This is a genomic window from Aeromicrobium sp. PE09-221 (genome assembly GCF_002174305.1).
Taxonomy (GTDB): Bacteria; Actinomycetota; Actinomycetes; order Propionibacteriales; family Nocardioidaceae; genus Aeromicrobium.
Genome location: NZ_MIJB01000041.1, coordinates 1 through 1,445 on the forward strand (window position 1 = coordinate 1; position 1,445 = coordinate 1,445).

A 1,445-nucleotide genomic window follows, 5' to 3' on the forward strand; every position below is an offset into this window, starting at 1 on the left:
GAACCGCCCCAGGTTCGCTGCCGCTCCTATGCGGGTTGCGGCTCTCGGTTGAGGGCCGCGTAGTGGGCTTGCTCGAACTCTGTTGGTGTCATCATGCCAAGCGACCCGTGCAGGCGCCTGGTGTTGTACCAGTCGACCCATCCGGCGGTGGCGTACTCGACGTCGGCGATGGTCCGGTAGGGGCCGGCGTGGAAGACCGTGGTGCGGATGCACTCGGTCTTGAACAGGCCGATCACGCACTCCATCAGCGCGTTGTCATACGCATCAGCCACCGTCCCGATCGAGGGCAGGATGCCCTCGTCGGTGAGGTGGTCGGTGAACGCGATCGACGTGTACTGGCTGCCGGCGTCGGCGTGGCCGATCAGTTCACCGGGGATGACGGGGTGGCCTTCGCGGCCACGCTGCCACAGCGCCATCCGCAGCGGAACATCAACCAGCTCGACGGCCTTGGTCGAGCCGATGTTCCAGGCGATGATCTTCTGGGCGAAGACGTCGAGGATGAACGCGACGTAGACGAACCCGGCCCACGTCCTGACGTAGGTGAAGTCCATGACCCAGGTTCGGTTCGGGGCCTCGGCCGTGAAGTTGCGGTCGAGCAGGTCGCCAGCTCTCTTGCCGTCCTTGCCGGGAATCGTGGTCCGGATCCCCTTCGAACGCCGAACCCCTTGCAAGCCCAGCGATCTCATCGCCCGGTCCACCGATCCAGGCGAGGTGCCCGGGCTGGTGCGCTGCACGAGCGCAGTCATCTTCCGACGCCCGTAGAGCCCTTCGGGAGTCATCCGACGCACGCCCTCGTGGTCGATCCTCCAGGCCAGGTCACGGACCTGGTTGGTGACCTGTGCGTCGGTGATGGTCCGGGCGGCGACCGGGCGGTTGTTCTGTGCCCAGTCGCGGTAGGTCCGCGCGGCGATCTGGCAGCCCTGCTCACGCAGGACCCGGCAGATCGACTCGACCGCGTGGTCCTCGGCCCGCAGCTCGTCGATGAACGCGACGATCAGCGATTGCGGGGGTCGAGTTCCCCCGCGAAGAAAATCGAGGCCCTGCGCAGGACCTCGTTGTCCTCCTCGAGTCGGCGGACCTTGGCCTTGAGGTCCTTGATCTCGGCGAGCTCCTCACTGGTGGCTCCCTGGCGCTGGCCGCCGTCGATCTGGGCCTGGACCACCCAGCGACGCACGGTCTCCTTCCCGACCCCCTCGCGACGCGCGACGGTCTCGGCGGCCGCGGTCAGCGACGAGTACTCCGGCAGATGCTCCAGCACCTGGCGCACGCACCGCTCCTTGACCGCGGGATCGATCTTCTTCGGCATGGTTCGCATCCTTCCAACTCACAAGGATGCGGCATCAAACCTGGGGCGCTTCAGTATCGGCTACTGCGCTTTCCAGTACACCGAACCCAGCCGGCGCCGTGACGGGTCGCAACCGAACCTCGGCCAGAAACCCCTCCCC

General features: G+C 66.6%; 1 protein-coding gene and 1 other annotated feature. The gene reads right to left on the reverse strand.

Going from position 1 to position 1,445, the window contains the following annotated elements:
• Nucleotides 1-26: 26 nt before the first annotated feature.
• Nucleotides 27-1,306 (reverse strand): IS3 family transposase gene (locus BHE97_RS18445; RefSeq protein WP_087625507.1). Its coding sequence is split into 2 segments (ribosomal slippage): nucleotides 27-1,033 and nucleotides 1,033-1,306, totalling 1,281 coding nucleotides; the frame shifts between segments, so codons are not numbered across the junction.
• Nucleotides 903-1,037 (reverse strand) — a sequence feature (AL1L pseudoknot). (Overlaps the previous gene by 135 nt.)
• Nucleotides 1,307-1,445 lie beyond the last annotated feature (139 nt).